General features: G+C 65.4%; 6 protein-coding genes and 2 pseudogenes. 6 read left to right on the forward strand and 2 right to left on the reverse strand.

Features of this window, described 5'->3' with window-relative positions; all coding sequences use genetic code 11:
* Positions 1 to 319 precede the first annotated feature (319 nt).
* The 5 genes and pseudogenes from FLG15_RS05375 (at position 320) to pbpC (ending at position 13,030) form a co-directional block, all read left to right on the forward strand.
* Positions 320 to 5,221, forward strand: a complete 4,902-nt coding sequence (locus tag FLG15_RS05375; RefSeq protein WP_170922356.1) for an alpha-2-macroglobulin family protein — start codon at positions 320 to 322, stop codon at positions 5,219 to 5,221.
* A gap of 472 nt (positions 5,222 to 5,693) precedes the next feature.
* Positions 5,694 to 8,681 carry a TonB-dependent receptor gene (locus tag FLG15_RS05385; RefSeq protein WP_150145643.1) on the forward strand — a complete coding sequence of 996 codons (2,988 nt, stop codon included), beginning with the start codon at positions 5,694 to 5,696 and terminating at the stop codon, positions 8,679 to 8,681.
* A 38-nt stretch (positions 8,682 to 8,719) separates the two neighbouring features.
* Positions 8,720 to 9,669, forward strand: a pseudogene (locus FLG15_RS05390) (glycerophosphodiester phosphodiesterase family protein).
* Positions 9,670 to 10,095: 426 nt separating this feature from the next.
* Positions 10,096 to 10,523: pseudogene (locus tag FLG15_RS05395) on the forward strand (ATP-binding protein).
* A 116-nt stretch (positions 10,524 to 10,639) separates the two neighbouring features.
* On the forward strand, positions 10,640 to 13,030 hold the full coding sequence (gene pbpC / locus FLG15_RS05400) for a penicillin-binding protein 1C (RefSeq protein ID WP_057679230.1): 2,391 nt from the start codon (positions 10,640 to 10,642) through the stop codon (positions 13,028 to 13,030).
* A gap of 352 nt (positions 13,031 to 13,382) precedes the next feature.
* On the opposite strand, the gene FLG15_RS05405 is transcribed toward pbpC, so the two are convergent.
* Entirely contained in the window at positions 13,383 to 13,943 is a 561-nt protein-coding gene (locus FLG15_RS05405) for a ferritin-like domain-containing protein (protein WP_008571580.1), read from the reverse strand.
* Between the two features lie 42 nt (positions 13,944 to 13,985).
* On the reverse strand, positions 13,986 to 14,468 hold the full coding sequence (locus tag FLG15_RS05410) for a peroxiredoxin (protein WP_057679229.1): 483 nt from the start codon (positions 14,466 to 14,468) through the stop codon (positions 13,986 to 13,988).
* A gap of 161 nt (positions 14,469 to 14,629) precedes the next feature.
* Between FLG15_RS05410 and FLG15_RS05415 the strand changes: the two genes are divergently transcribed.
* On the forward strand, positions 14,630 to 15,106 hold the full coding sequence (locus tag FLG15_RS05415; RefSeq protein ID WP_057679228.1) for an Hsp20/alpha crystallin family protein: 477 nt from the start codon (positions 14,630 to 14,632) through the stop codon (positions 15,104 to 15,106).
* The last annotated feature ends 257 nt before the right edge of the window (positions 15,107 to 15,363 follow it).

Genomic DNA, 15,363 nt, shown 5'->3' on the forward strand with positions numbered 1-15,363 from the left:
GGCTCGCGTGCTGCCGCGGATCGATTGTTTGGCACTCGATGGACGCGACAACAGAACGAGCGAGGGCCTGCAGCCAACGCCGCAGTCCAGCTGCCTGCGCTAGGCGGCATACCGTGGTTTGGCGGTCGCTCCAAGCGCGGGTACCAGACCACTGCGCTCACTGCCAGTCGGCCATCGCAACGCTCGCCAGCAGGGCACGCTTGCCGCCCATCGGCAAGCAGCCACGTCGTCGCATTGGCGCCATCAGCCAGATGCGCAGCGTCGCTATACTTGCGTTCTCACATTGCGAGTAGCACGAATGGACAGCCAGGGATCACGGATGATGCGGTCGGGCACGCGGCGCATGCTGCTGTGGGTGGTGTTGCTGGCCGTGGCAATCGGCGCGGTGGCGTGCAAGCGCAACGAAAGCGGTCAGCTGCCCGCCGCCAGCGGCGAGGCGATCAAGGCCGAAAAGCAGGCCATCACCGGTTTCGCGTTGGCGCGTGCCTATCCCGACCAGACCAGCGACGGCCTGTCGCTGGCACTGGAATTCTCGCGGCCACTGGTCGGCACGCAGGATTTCGATGCGCTGGTGCGCTTCGAAGAAAAGGTCGGCACGGGCGACAGCAGCTGGACGCTGTCCGAGGACGGCAAGACGCTGCGCTACCCGTACGTCGAAGCGGCCAAGGACTACACCGTGCTGGTCGACGCCAACCTGCTGGCCGCCGACGGCAGCCGCCTGAGCACGCCGCTCAAGCAAAAGGTCTACACCGGCGAACTCAAGCCTGTGGCCGGGTTCGCTTCGCAGGGCAGCGTGTTGCCGGCGCGCGAAAGCCGCGGCCTGCCGGTGGTGTCGGTCAACGTGTCGGAAGTGGACGTGGAGTTCCTGCGCGTGCGCGAAAAATCGCTGCCGGCGTTCTTCCAGCAGTTCCAGCGTGGCGGGCGCCGTGGCAGCTGGGATCTGGAGAGCGAATACAGCGGCAACCAGCCGCTGTCCAAGCTGGCCGACCCGGTGTATGTCAATCGCTTCATCCTTGGCGGCAAGAAGAACGAGCGCGTGCTGACCTACCTGCCGACGCAGGACATCAAGGAACTGCAGGAACCTGGCCTGTATTTCGCGGTGATGAAGCGTGCTGGCAGTTTCGAGAACGAATTCGACACCGCGTTCTTTACCGTCAGCGACATCGGCCTGCATACGCGCGCCTACAAGGACAAGTTGTTCGTGCACACCGCCTCGTTGCAGAGCGGCGAGCCGATCAAGAACGTGGAGCTGCGCATCCTCGATGCCAAGGGCGAGTTGTTCCTGAAAGGTGCGACCGACGGTAACGGCAATGCGCTGCTCAACTACACGCTCGACGCCGGCCATGTGCTGACCGCCCGCAGCAAGACCGACATTTCGCTGCTGCCGTTCAACCAGCCCGCATTGGATTTGAGCGAGTTCGCCGTGGCCGGGCGCCAGGGCGCGTGGTTCGATGTGTTCGCCTGGGCCGGTCGCGATCTGTATCGCCCCGGCGAAACCATGCGGGTGTCGGCGATCCTGCGCGACAACGATGGCAAACCGACCAAGCCGCAACCGGTGTTCCTGCGTCTGAAGCAGCCGGACGGCAAGACCTTCCGCGAGACCAAGCTGCTGCCGGGCGAGCAGGGCTATTTCGAATTCGCCCAGCAGATTCCGGCCGATGCGCCGACCGGCCGCTGGCAGGTGGAATTCCGCACCGATCCGGCCAGCAAGGACGCCGTGCAGGGCATGACCGTGCGCGTGGAAGAGTTCCTGCCCGAGCGCATGAAGCTGGACCTGGACAGTACGCAAAAAACCTTGAGCGCCGGCCAGCCGTTCAAGCTGGTGGCCAATGCCGCGTACCTGTACGGCGCACCGGCCGCCGGCAACCGTTTCACCGCCAAGCTGGCGGTCAGCGTCGAGCAGCATCCGCTGGAAGCGTTGCCCGGCTGGTTCTTCGGCGACCCCACGCTGGAGCTGCCGCGCGAAGCCAAGGACGTGATCGACACCGAGTTCGGTGGCGACGGCATCCTGCGCGAAGACATCGCATTGCCGGCCGAAGCCAAGCCGGTCAGCACGATTGCCGCCGTCGTTTCCGGCAGCGTGTACGAAACCGGCGGGCGCACGGTCACCCGCACCCTCAAGCGCGTGCTGTGGCCGGCCAAGGCCCTGGTCGGCGTGCGGCCATTGTTCGACGACAAAGACGGCACCGATGCCAATGGGACGGCGCGCTTCGAAGTGACCCGCGTGGATGCCGATGGCAAGCCGCAGCCGGCCAAGGGCCTGAAGGTCACGCTGGTGCGCGAGCTGCGCGATTACCACTGGAACTACACCGACAACCACTGGGATTACGACTTCACCCGCCGCTTCGAAAACAAGGACACGCGCACGCTCGATGTGGGCAGCGTCAATGCCAAGATCGATTTCCCGGTGGAATGGGGCGAATACCGCCTGGATGTGTTCGACCCGGCCAGCGGGCTGACCACGCGTTACCCGTTCCGCGCCGGCTGGAGCTGGAACGATGAAAACCGTGGCCTGGACGCGCGCCCGGACAAGGTCAAGCTGGCGCTGGACAAGACCGGCTACCGCGCCGGCGACACGCTCAAGGTGACGCTGACTCCGCCGCATGCCGGCAAGGGCGTGTTGCTGGTGGAAAGCGACAAGCTGCTGTACGTGCAGGACATCGACGTCAAGCCGGGCAGCAGCTTCGAGATTCCGGTGACCGAGGCGTGGGAGCGCCACGATGTGTATGTCACCGCACTGGTCTTCCGCGGCGGCAGTGCGCCCAGCAAGATCACCCCGGCACGCGCGGTGGGCGTGGCCTATGTGCCGATGGATCGCAAGGCGCGGCGCGTGGCGGTGGGCTTGTCCGCACCCAAGCAGATGCGCCCCGAGCAGCCCTTGCCGGTAACGGTGAGCGTGCCCGAGCTGGCAGGCCAGGCCGCGCACGTGACCATTTCGGCAGTGGACGTGGGCATCCTCAACATCACCCGTTTCCCGGTGCCCGATGCCAATGCGCAGTTCTTTGCGCAGCGTCGTCTGGGGACCGATGCGTACGACATCTATGGGCGGGTGATCGAAAGTTTCGAAGGCGCCAGCGGCAAGCTCAAGTTCGGCGGCGACATGGCGCTGGAAGCCTTGCCGCAGGCCAAGCGCCCGACCGCGCGCGTACAGACCGTCGACCTGTTTTCCGGCTCGGTCAAACTCGACGCCCGTGGCAACGCGCGCGTGCAACTGCCGGTGCCGGATTTCAACGGCACCTTGCGGGTGTCGGCGCTGGTGTACTCGGACACGCGGTACGGCAACCGCGACATGGAAACCGTCGTGCGTGCACCAATCCTGGCCGAGGCCAGCATGCCGCGCGTGATGGCCCCGGGCGACCGCAGCACGGTGACGCTGGACGTGCAGAATTTCACCGGCAAGCCGGGCGAATTCGACGTGCGTGTGGAGGGCATGGGCCCGCTGGCCATCGGCGAAGCGTCGCGCAGCGTCAAGCTCGGCATGGACGCCAAGCAGACGCTGAGCTTCCCGCTGAGCGCCACCGAAGGCTACAGCGTGGCCAAGGTGCGCGTGCGCGTGGACGGAAACGGGTTCAAGGCCGACCGTAGCTACGAGCTGCCGGTGCGCGCCGGCTGGCCACAGGTGCTGCGTGCGCAGACCCGCGTGCTCGATCCGCTGGCGCCGATCACCCTGGACAGCGGCTTTGCCGATGGCCTGATGGCCGGCTCGGTCACCGCGCGCATGGTGGTCAGTGCGTTGCCGCCGATTCCGTTCGCCAGCGCATTGCAGGGCGCGTTGGAGTATCCGTACGGCTGCGCCGAGCAGACCACCAGCAAGGGCTATGCGGCGCTGCTGCTCGACGATGCCACCGCCAGGGCGCTCGGCACCAAGGGGCTGGAAGCGGCCAAGCGCCGCGAGCGCATGGAAGGCGCGTTCGGGCGCCTGGCGTCGATGCAGATCGCCAGCGGGCATTTTTCGATGTGGGGCGACGATGGCTACGTCAACCCGGGACTGACGCCGTATATCGCCGAGTTCCTGCTCGACGCCAAGGACGCCGGTTTTGCGGTGCCCGACACGGTGCTGCAGAAGGCGCTCAATCGCCTGAGCGAAGATCTGTTGTCCGGTGGCAACGAGTTCTATGGGCAGGACCGCCGCGACAACCTGAAGTTCGCCAATCAGGCCTGGTCCGGCTACGTGCTGGCACGCGTCAACCGCGCGCCGCTGGGCACGCTGCGCGCGCTGTACGACAACCAGCGCGACAAGGCGCTGACGGGCCTGTCGCTGGTGCATCTGGGCATCGCCTTGTCGCTGCAGGGCGATACCAAGCGTGGCGAAGCGGCGATCAAGGCCGGGTTTGCCAAGGACAGCAGCGAGCGTCCGCCGTACTTCGGCGATTACGGCAGCGCGATCCGCGACGACGCCTTGATGATGGCGTTGCTGCACGAACGCGGTTTGTCCAAGCCCGAGTACGACACCCGCGCGGTGGCCCTGGGCCGCGCGCTGGATGCACGTCGCGCGAGCGGTTGGTTGTGGCTGAGCACGCAGGAGCAAGTGGCGCTTGCCAGGTTGGGCAAGGCGTTGATGGTCGGGCAGGGCAAGCAGGTGTCCGGCAGCTTGACGGTGGGCGACCAGGTGCAGCAGATCGCACCGGCACGCGTGTTCGGGCGCAGTTTCGACAGTGCGGCCCTGGCGCGCGGCGTGCAGTTCGCACCGCAAGGCGAGGCGCCGATGTACGCCAGCCTGGAAGTGGCCGGCATTCCGCGCAGCGCACCGGAACCGGATACGCGCAATCTCAGCGTGGAGCGCAGCTGGTACACCACCGATGGCAAGCCATGGACCCCGCGTCCGCTCAAGGAAGGCGAAGCGTTGATCGTGCGCGTCAGCATTACTGCCAACAGCAGCATGCCCGACGCCTTGCTCACCGACCTGTTGCCGGCCGGTTTGGAAATCGAGAATTTCAATCTCGGCGATGCCAAGCAATGGGCCGACGTGGTGGTGGACGGTATCGGCATCAGCGAGCGGTCCAGCGCCGCCGACGTCAAGCACGAAGAATTCCGCGACGACCGCTATGTGGCCGCGCTGGCGCTCTCTTCCGGCAGCAAGGCGCAGGTGTACTACCTGGTGCGTGCCGTCACCCCCGGCACCTACACGGTGCCGCCGTCGCTGGTGGAAGACATGTACCGGCCGGAGCTGCGCGGTGTAGGCCGCAGCACGCCAGCCACGATGACGGTGGTGCAGCCGTAGGGCGACAAGGAGCGCGCTCGCGCGATGGGGCGTACCGGTACGCCCCATCGCATGCGAGCGCGCTTCTACGTACGGTGTTTTTCACCGAAGCGAGTGTCCGGCTCCGATGCCAGCGTTTGCGTGGCTGGGCCAGCGTGCAGCGATGATCAACGCTATTTCCGCGGGACATCGTGCGCTTGGTCGTGGTCGGCACTCGCTTGCGAATCACTGCTACCGCCTCACCGTCACGAGGCGCCAGCGGCAACGCCTAGTCGACGATTTTCAGCTGGCCGCATCAGCGTCCCGTGCGTTCATCGCCGCGCTGCCAGGAGCGCAAGCGCGCTCCTAAGAGCCCTAACTTCGCACACCGCGACATCGCTGCGCATGGTCTTCTTGGTGCGACCTGGGTGACACACGAAGGTCATTTTTCAACTCTACGGTGGCGTGCTTTCTCATCGGCGCGGCGTTGGTGCCGCGCAAATAACGGGATTCCATGCAGCGCTTCGATCCGTACCGTGTGCACCTGTCCGTTCTCGCCGTGGCCATCGCCGCATGTTCGCCTGCAGTGCAGGCGCAAACCGTCGGCGCATCATCCGATGCTGCGCGCCTTGCGTCGCCAATGCCTCCGGACACGGTATCAACCAACGAGAGCCAGCGTCGTACAGAGACAGCGTCGGTGGTAGAGCACCGCTCCAACACCGACGCTACAGACACGCGCAGCGATGCAGCCGGCAGCGATGCGCCCGCCGCAGACGCGCCGGAAAGCGGCGTAAAAACCCTCGATGCCATGCAGGTCACCGGCGTGCGCCGCGCCAACGCGGCTGCGGTGGAAAGCAAGCGCGCGGCGACCAATATCACCGATGTGATCAGCGCCACCGATGTGCGTGCCTTGCCCGACAGCACCATCGTCGAGGCATTGCGGCGCGTGCCGGGCTTGTCCGTCTTGCCTGCCACCGACAACGAGCATCCGCGCGATGAAGCAGCCACGCCGGTCTTGCGTGGCCTGGGGCCGTCGTACAACAACGTCACCATTGACGGGCTCACCATCGCCTCGCCCGGTACACCGAACGGTACGCTCGGTTCGATCACCCGCGGCGTGCGCCTGGACCTGTTGCCGGCCTCGATGGTCAGCGAATTGCAGGTCGTCAAGACCTTCACCCCCGACCTGGACCCCAACGCCACCGGCGGTGCGATCAACCTGAAAACCCGCAGCGCGTTCGAAAACGGTGGCAAGCCGTTCTTCAGCGCCGAGGCAGCGCTAGGCCACGCAAACGATGTAGGCAAGCCGCGCGATCAGGACGACCCCGGTTATCGCTTGAACGCCACCGGCAGCCGCACCTTCGGGAGCGAGCAGCAGTACGGTGTCACCCTGTCTGCCAACTATCAAACGCTGAGCAGCTACACCGAAACCCATATGACCACCGACACGGTGCATTACGGGTTCTACGACAACAGCGGTGTCTTGCAGACCGGCGACAGCCTGGGCAATGGCTGGGCGGTGCCGCAGCAGGATAAATACTGGTACGTGCAGGATCAGCGCGACCGTTATGGCCTCACCGGCAAGTTCGAGATGCGGCCCAGCGCGGCGCTGGAAGCCTATGCCATGGCCGGCTACTACTATTTCAAGGACGACATGGAGCGCAACGAGGTCATCATCGATCCGCGCAACCGTGGCCGGGTCTTCAATCAGACCGCCACCTCCGGCAGTTATCCCGGTGGCGACGTCGAGGTGGGCTATTCGAACCAGATCGTCACCACGCGTACCAAGGTTGCGCAGCTGGGAGCGATCTGGCGGCCCACCGATCGCCAACAGTTTTCCGCGCGTGGTGCGTGGTCGGATGCGACCTACGACGAGCCGATTCGCATGATCAAGTACGCTACCGGCATCACGCGCCCGGCACCGGTGCCGGTGGGCCAGACCGGCAGTGGCGTGACCATCAATGCCACGCCCGATTATGCGTTCAACTACGACACGTCCGGGTTCGACCAGCGCTTCGGCGTGTCGCCGCAGGCCTACAACAACCTGGACAATTACAGCCTGTCGTACTGGCGCCCGGACTATAAACGCACCGCCGCCGATCGCATCCTCACCGGTCGGCTCGATTACGGCTTCAATCAAGGCGAAAGCGATCAGGGCATTGGCTTTGCGGCAGGCGTGTCGTACACCACCGACAAGCCGTCCTATGAGATCTATCGCGTCGAGTACCAGCCCAATACGACGGCGCCAACGCTCGGTCTGGCCGACGTCGTGGGTACCGGCAGGGCGCCGATGCGCTATGCCGGCTTGAACCTGCTGAGCATCGACCCGAACAAGGCCAATCGCGTGCTGGCAGCCGTGCCGTTGAGCGCGTTCAACAGCACCGACCAGCAGGCCTTCAGCAATCAGGACAACTTCACGCATACCGAAAAAACCTTCGGCAGCTATGGCTTGGTGAGCTATCGCAGCGATCGTTTGAACGTGCAGGCCGGTGTGCATTTCGACAGCACCAAGCTCGACACGGTGGGCCGCCAGCGGCAGCTGGATGCGGCAACCAATCACTACGTGTACGTCGATAACCCGACCAGTGCGGATTACGACTATCTGCTGCCATCGGCGGTGATGACCTATCACCTGACCGATGCGCTGGACCTGCGTGCCGGTGCAAGCCGCACGCTGGGCCGCCCGCCGTACGATGCCTATGCGGCGCGTACCTCGATCGGCTTCGTCAATGCGACAGACGCGGGCAACCCGAATGCGCAGGGCGTCACCGTCACCATCGGCAACCCGGATATCAAGCCGCGCGTGTCCAACAACCTGGATCTGTCGCTGGAATGGCGACTGCCCGGCGATTTCGATGCGTTCGCCTCCGCCGCCGTCTTCGACAAGCACATCCAGGACGAGATCTTTACGCTCTCGCGCACCGACAGCTTCACTTTCGACGGCACCACCTATGCGAATGCGTTCATCAGCACGCCGGCCAATGCCGCCAAGGCGCGCATCCGCGGTGTGGAGCTCAACGGCATCGTCAACACACTAGGGCCGATCGTGCCGTGGTTGCGTGGCGTCGGCTTCAGCGCCAACCTCGCGTTGCTCGATGGCAGTCTGGATGTGCCCTACAGCGTCGGCAGCGGCAGCAGCCTGACCCAGCGCGAGCGCAAGCTCGACAATCTGGTTGGTCAGCCCGATTACACCGCCAACGCAACGCTGTTCTACAACCCCGGTGGGCTGGAGCTGCGCGCGGCCTACAACCGGCAAGGCAAGGCGCTGCGCTCCATCGTCAGCAATATCGATTGGCAGGACCTGTACTGGTCGCCGCGTTCGCAACTGGATTTCACCGCCACCTATGCGGTGAGCAAGCAGTTGAGCCTGATCGGCCAGGTCAGCAATCTCACCGACAGCCGCATCACCAGCGTGACCGGCCCAGGCGAGAATCTGCTCAAGGACAGTTACTCGGTGCCTACGACCTATTGGGTTGGTTTGCGGTTTACACCGGCGTTTTGACCACCTTCCCTCCCTTCTTCCTTCGGATTGCGCTACCCATGAAATCCTCTTTGTTGCCGCTACTGTTGCTGGCCAGTGGCCTGACCGGCTCTGCCGCTGCGGCATCCAGTACCGGCGCCGGTACGGCGATCCAGGCGCGCCTGGCCAATCCCGACGGTGGGATCTTCGTCGTCGCCCATCGCGGCTGCCACAACCCTGCTCCTGCGCACGGCTTCCCCGGCCATGCGCCGGAGAACTCGCTGGCCGGCCTGGAGCGCTGCGTGGCGATGGGCGTGGATATGGTCGAAACCGATATCCGCCGCGCGGCGATGGCACCCTGGTGATGTTCCATGACGCCACCGTCGAGCGCACCACCGACGGCAGCGGCAAAGTCGCCGAGTTGACCTGGGCGCAGCTATCGCGACTGCGGCTGCGCGACGACGAGGGCGGCGCCGATGCCGCACTCACCGACCAGCATCCGGTGCGGCTGGATCAGATGCTGGCCGCGGCCAAGGGCCGCATCATGCTCAATCTGGACGTCAAGGCACCGATCTATGCCGAAGTCGCGGACGCGGTGCGGCGCGCCGGTATGGAGCGCCAGGTGGTCCTCAAGACCGAGGTCGGCGTGTACAGCCAGCCGCTGGCATCGCTGCCGCCGTTCGACCGTATCAACTTCACCCCGATCCTGCTCAATCCGCCGGGTACCGACGACTTGCTGAAGACCTTGCGTACCTAGCTGAGCGGCAAGGTGCGGCCGGTGGCGATCGAACTGCCACGGATCAGCGGCGAGCAGTTGCCCGCGCTGGCTACACTGGCCAAGCAGCAGCACGTGCGGCTGCTGGTCAACACGCTGTGGGATGGCTTCGTCGCCGGTGCCGGCGGCGACGCGGATGCGGTGCGCGATCCGGATGCGGTGTGGGGACGGCTGCATCGCGCCGGCATCAGCGCGTTCCAGACCGACGAACCCGAAGCGCTGCTGCATTACCGCGCCTCGCTCGAACAACACTGAGCACGCACTTTGCCGCGCAACCGTCCGCAATCGGTCGGTGCGCGTCTACTTGCGGACGCTGTGCCCCTGACTGGCGAGAGCGCTGTGTAGCGGTTTCAATGACTTATCACGCTTTGCGACCTGGCATGCCATCTGCTTTGCAATGGCCATGGATAGCGCGAAGTCTCCACCGCGTTCGTTCTGGCGCCACCAACGCGGTTGGCTGTCACTGGCCATTGGCGTCATTGTCCTCGCTGCTGTGGCGGTAGCTGTGGATCGATGCCGCCACGCGCGGGTCCAGGCCAAACGCTGATCCTGCAGCTGCGCAATCCCGAGCTGGACGCCGCACTGGATCGCGCCCACGCCGCGCTGGCCTGACCCATAGCGAGATCGTCGAGGCGCAGCAGCGTAGCCGCGCCAGCATCGAAACCCAGCGCGTGGCGGAGCATGGCCTTGCAGCGCTTTCTCGGCGGCTATGCGCGGCTGGCGCGACTACCGGCGCCGGTGCCGGCAGCACTCGCGCTGGCGCCGGGTTGCGGCTGCGCGCCGATACCGACCAGCTCGAGCAGGTGTTGATCAATCTGTTGCGCAACGCGTTGGAGTCCGGTGGCGATGCGCCGGTCGTTCTGCGGGCGTGCGCCGATGGCGCGATGGCACGCATCGAGGTGCTCGATGGCGGTGTCGGATTGCCGCCTAGCGACAATTTGTTTGTGCCGTTCTTCACCACCAAGCCCGGCGGCTCGGGGATTGGTCTGGTGCTGTCGCGGCAGATCGTAGACGCACAGGGCGGCAGCCTGGAGCTTAGACCACGCAGCGATGCGCCGGGCAGTGGTGCCAAGTTGTGGCTGCCGCTGGCGGCGGACGGCGCGGTGTGATGCCGGTGCCATGGCCTGCCATCGGATCGGCCTGTGCGGAAACGTCGCGCCAGCACGCCGCCTTGCCCATGACGTTGCCGCAACGGGCAAAATAGCGGCTTCCATTGGGAGCACGCATGCTGCAGGACGACACCGCCGCCACGCATCCCGCGCGGCGAACCCGGCGCTGGACGCGCCTGCTGCCTTGGCTGCGCTGGGGTACGGTGGTGCTGTTGAGCGCGCTGTTGCTGTTGGACCTGGCCTTCCCGCTGCCGTTGCCCAAATCCCGCGACACCTCCACCCTGGTGGTCGCGCGCGATGGCACGCCGTTACGCGCCTTCGCCGACCGTAATGGCGTATGGCGTTACCCCGCCACGCCGCAGAGCGTGTCGCCGCTGTATCTGCAGGCGCTGCTGAACTACGAAGATCGCTGGTTCTGGCGCCACCCAGGCGTCAATCCGTGGGGTCTGCTGCGTGCCGGGGGGCAGTGGATCGAGCAGGGCCGCATCGTGTCCGGCGGCTCCACCCTGACCATGCAGGTGGCACGCATCCTGGACCCGCATACGCGCACGCCATGGGGCAAGGCCAAGCAGTTGTTGCGCGCGTTGCAGCTGGAAGCGCACCTGAGCAAGCATGAGATTCTCATGCTGTATCTGGAGCGCGCGCCCTACGGCGGCACCATCGAAGGGGTGGAGGCGGCCAGCTGGGCGTATCTGGGCAAGCCGGCCAAGGCCTTGTCGCATGCCGAGGCCGCGTTGCTGGCGGTATTGCCGCAGTCGCCCAGCCGCCTGCGCCCGGACCGGCACCCGGAAGCGGCGCAACGCGCACGCGACAAGGTGCTCGACCGCATGGTCGAGCTGGGCGTGTGGTCGCGCGCACAGGTGGACGATGCGCGCATCGAACCGGTGGTCACCCGCTCGCTCAAGCCGCCCCTGCATGCGGCCCTGCTGGCGCAGCGCCTGCACAGCGCGCAGCCGCGTGCGGCGCGTATCGTCACCACGCTGGATGCGGAATTGCAGCGCACGCTGGAAGAGCGCGTGTCCACGTATTTTTCGCAGCTGCCGGAGCGCACCTCCGCGGCATTGCTGGTGGTGGATAACGCCACGATGGAGGCGCGCGCCTACGTGGGCTCGGCCAGTTTCGGCGACCGCAAGCGCCTGGGTCATGTCGACATGGTGCAGGCGTGGCGCTCGCCGGGCTCCACGCTCAAGCCCTTCCTGTATGGCATGGCGCTGGACGATGGCCTGATCCATTCCGAAAGCCTGTTGGTGGATGCGCCGCAGAGTTTTGGCGACTACCGGCCCGGCAACTTCGATGCGGCGTTCAACGGCCCGGTGAGCGCGGCCACGGCGTTGCGGCTGTCGTTGAACGTGCCGGCAGTGGATCTGCTCGAGCGCATCGGCCCGGCGCGCTTTGCTGCGCGACTGTCCAATGCCGGGATTGCGCTGCATTTTCCCTCCGGCAGTACGCCGTCGCTGGCGTTGATATTGGGCGGTACCGGCGCACAGTTACAGGAGTTGGTGGGCGCGTTCGCCGCGCTCAATCGCAGCGGCATTGCTGGACGTGTGCGCTATACGCCGGACGATGCGCATATTGATCGCCGCTTGATGTCGCCGGGTGCGGCCTGGATCGTGCGCGAAATCTTGCAAAGCAATCCGCGGCCCGGCTACGGCAGCGGCACGTTCGATACCACCGCACGCCCCGGCGTGGCGTGGAAGACCGGCACCAGTTACGGCTACCGCGATGCATGGGCCCTTGGCGGAACGCGGCGTTACACCGTCGGCGTCTGGGTAGGACGGCCGGACGGCACCCCGCTGCCGGGCCAATACGGTGCGGTCACCGCATTGCCATTGATGTTCGAAGTCATCGATGCCTTGCCCCGTAGCGCTGGCGACAGTGCGCCGTTGCCGATGCCAGCCACGGTGCAGGCAATCAACATCTGCTGGCCGCTGGGCGGCGCCGCCGATCAGACGCCACCGCCTCTGTGCGCACGTCGTGCCGATGCGTATGCACTCGACGGTGCCGTGCCGCCCACCTTTGCCGAGCGCGACGCGCGTCTTTGGCAAAGCGGGCAGGTGCGCTTCGAGGTCGATGCGCGCAGCGGTCAGCGGTTGTCGCAGGAATGCAGCCAACCGCATGCGCGTGTGCCGCGCGCGGTGGCGCGCTGGCCGGCATTGGTCTCGCCCTGGCTCAGTACATCCGAACGCGCCGCCGCGCAACTGCCGCCCTTGGCTGACGATTGCGTGCCGGACGGGCGCATGACCGGTGGCGGGGTGCTACGCATCGACGGGTTGAGTGACCGCGCCACGCTTGCGCGGGCCAATGACGCCGCGCGCCCGGTACGGCTGCAGTTACGTGCGCTGGGCAGCGAGGCGCGAATCGATTGGCTGCTGGATGGCCGCTGGATTGCGCAAACCAGCGGAAGGCAAGGATTTCAGCGCGATTTCGAAGAAGCCGGGTTGCATACGCTCACCGCAATGGCCAGCGATGGCGCATGGACGCAGGTGCGCTTTCGGGTATTGCGCTGACCGGATCACCAACCAAGTGCGACCGCCCCGTGCTTGGCGGCAGACCTGCTGCGCGCGACAAACGGGTAGGAGCGCACCCGGGCGCGAAGAGGCCTTGCCGGGAATGCGTCATCGCGCCCAGGTGCGCTCCTACAGAGGCGTTGACGAGGGCGGCGGCTGCGTCGGGATCTGTCCGCCTCGTAGGGGCGTGGCTCACGGGGCGCGATCGTATACGCGCAAGCTGGCGGCACAAAAAAAGACAGACAGCGCGCTCTAAGCGCTGACCTGTCTGCCTCATCACCGAGTCGATTTCAATTTCAACTCGCTGCGATCGTTCATCGCAACGCAGCGCTACATCGCAGAAATCAAAAACTCACTCGCCGATCCAGCCTTCCAGCATGTCGGCGAATTCATCGGCATGTTCTTCTTCCTGGGCCAGGATGCTTTCCAGAATGCGCTTGGTGGTGGTGTCCTTGTCGCCGATGAAATCGATCATCTCCCGGTAGCTATCGATGGCGATGCGTTCGGCGATGAGGTTTTCCTTCACCATGTCGCGCAGATCGGTGCCTTCCTTGTATTCGGCATGCGAGCGCTTGGTCAGCGTGTCCGGATTGAGGTCCGGTTCGCCACCCAGCTGCACGATGCGCTCGGCCAGCTTGTGTGCGTGCTCTTGTTCCTGTTGCGCATGTTCCAGGAACTCGCCCTTCACTGCGTCGGCAAGCATGCCCTTGGCCATGAAGTAGTGGCGGTAGTAGCGCAAGGTGCACACGTATTCGGTGGCAAGCGCGGTGTTGAGCAATTCGATCACCTTCTCACGATCGGCGTGGTAGCTCTCGGTGATGGCGCCGTCTTCGATGCTCTGGCGCGCGCGGGCGCGCAAGGTGGCAGTGTCGGTGATACCGGCGGGGGTTTTGGTGGCTGGCTGATCAGACATGGCTGGCCGTGTTCCTTCTGAGTGGATGGGAGAAATGGGTGCTCAATCCGGCAGATGCTGCAGCACGTAATCGGCTGCAGAGACTTTGAACTCGCCGGGTTCTTCAACAAACAACGCCTTGACCACGGCGTCGTCTGCATACAGCGCATAGCGGCGCGAGCGCAGGCCCATGCCCGAGCCGCTGGCGTCGATTTCAAGGCCCAGGGCGCGCGCCAGTTCGGCGTTGCCGTCGGGTAACAGGTGCAGGCCGTCGGGGATCAACTGGCTGCGTCCCCAGGCCTGCATCACGAACGGGTCGTTGACCGCGGTGCACAGCACGTCGATACCGCGCTTGCGGAATTGCTCGAAGTGTTCCACATAGCCCGGCAGGTGCTTGGCCGAGCAGGTGGGAGTAAAGGCCCCCGGCACCGCGAACATCAGTACCTTGCGGCCTGCGAACAGGCTGTGGGTGTCGACGGCCTCGATGCCCTCGCGCAGGCGCTTGAGCACGACTTCGGGAATGCGGTCACCAACGTGGATGGTCATGCGGCGGGCTCCTGTGGCTGAACGGATTCTAGAAAGGGGCAGGGGAAAAGCGCGTCAACGCGCTTGAAATCCGTCCGGCCACGCCTATCTGACGCACATGGCCGGCGCACCTGCGCATCCTGCAGTCGCCGGCCCCGTCATCAACCTTTTGGAGGCTTTCAATGAACATCGTTCGTTATCCCCAATTTCCCACCCACGCGCTGCAGAACGAGATCAAGCATGTGTTCGATCGCTTCTTCGAGCAGAACGGCGACACCGACGAATCGGCGGTGGTGACCGCGCAGTGGGTGCCACGCGTCGACATCAAGGAAGAGCCGAATCACTTCGTGCTGTACGCCGATTTGCCGGGCATCGATCCGAGCCAGATCGAGGTGCAGATGGACAAGGGCATCCTGTCGATTAAGGGGGAGCGCAAGAGCGAATCCAGCACCGAGACCGAGCGCTTCTCGCGGATTGAGCGCCGCCACGGCAGCTTCCATCGCCGCTTCGCGCTGCCCGATAGCGCCGATGCCGATGGCATCACGGCTGCGGGCCATAACGGCGTGCTGGAAATCCGCATTCCCAAGCGCCCGGCCGCCACGCCGCGCCGTATCCAGGTGGGCAACGGTCAGAACCCCAACGGCAGCACGGTGCAGTAAGCGCAATGAACCGCGCGGCGGTGCGCCGTGCAGGCGCGCAATGTTCGCCTGGCCGGCCTGTCCTGTGCGTGCAGGCTGGCCAGGCGACCGGCAGTTCCGACTGGCCCCTCTGCCAGCCGAAACTGGCCGCCGCAAGACGCTGACCCTGGAGCGAGGCCACCGCTTCGCTCTCCGGCGACAGTCGCGCCGTAGAATAGGCGCGGTTGCCCGCCCGGCTGCGAATAGATTGGCCAACAGCTCCCAGGCGTGACCGCTTG

The organism is Xanthomonas phaseoli pv. dieffenbachiae (assembly GCF_008639345.1).
Lineage (GTDB): Bacteria > Pseudomonadota > Gammaproteobacteria > Xanthomonadales > Xanthomonadaceae > Xanthomonas > Xanthomonas phaseoli.

What these genes read in the sequence shown, in the direction of transcription:
- FLG15_RS05405 (WP_008571580.1), bottom strand. Translation starts at nt 13,943, where the DNA reads ATGTCTGATCAGCCAGCCACCAAAACCCCCGCCGGTATCACCGACACT.
- FLG15_RS05375 (WP_170922356.1), top strand. Translation starts at nt 320, where the DNA reads ATGATGCGGTCGGGCACGCGGCGCATGCTGCTGTGGGTGGTGTTGCTG.
- FLG15_RS05415 (WP_057679228.1), top strand. Translation starts at nt 14,630, where the DNA reads ATGAACATCGTTCGTTATCCCCAATTTCCCACCCACGCGCTGCAGAAC.
- FLG15_RS05385 (WP_150145643.1), top strand. Translation starts at nt 5,694, where the DNA reads ATGCAGCGCTTCGATCCGTACCGTGTGCACCTGTCCGTTCTCGCCGTG.
- pbpC (WP_057679230.1), top strand. Translation starts at nt 10,640, where the DNA reads ATGCTGCAGGACGACACCGCCGCCACGCATCCCGCGCGGCGAACCCGG.
- FLG15_RS05410 (WP_057679229.1), bottom strand. Translation starts at nt 14,468, where the DNA reads ATGACCATCCACGTTGGTGACCGCATTCCCGAAGTCGTGCTCAAGCGC.